We start from the raw sequence: 550 nt of genomic DNA, 5'->3' as shown, positions 1-550 counted from the left end.
AATCTAGATATTGCATTAGACCCTGTATACGCTACGATGCGTTCGGAATGTCATATGGTAAAACATATATACGACACATTAGTGTATGTAGACGGAAATACAAACAGTGTAGAGCCAAGACTTGCGTTTTATTGGGAATATGATGACCAGAAATATATATGGACCTTCTACTTACGAAAAGGTGTTCAATTTCATAATAAAAAAGAACTAACCGCTTATGATGTTGAACAGACATTTAAACGATTCTTGAAATCGAAAAATAATCCACATGCTTGGATGTTACAGCACGTTGAAAGTTTACATATTCTTGATGACTATATTGTGCAGATTCGTTTATCTACAGATAATAAGTTGTTTTTACATGCTTTAAGTACAGAACAGTGTTCGATTGTAAATGAAGATGAAGACGGGAAGTTAATCGGTACTGGACCGTTTCGGTTATGTGAAAAGAATGAGGATGTATTCGTATTAGAAGCAAATGATTTATATTTTCGCGAGCGACCTTTTCTCGACCGAATTGAATTATGGAATGTAGAGCACAGAGTTAATA

General features: G+C 34.5%; 1 protein-coding gene. It reads left to right on the top strand.

Annotated elements, in window-relative coordinates; genetic code table 11:
• On the top strand, positions 1-550 hold a 550-nt coding region (locus tag AC1DTM_RS31135), incomplete at both ends, for an ABC transporter substrate-binding protein (protein WP_477001779.1).

Source organism: Bacillus sp. P4_D3, assembly GCF_056401855.1.
The sequence above is the reverse complement of the archived record's forward strand: the minus strand, read 5'-3'. Positions and strand labels throughout refer to the sequence as shown.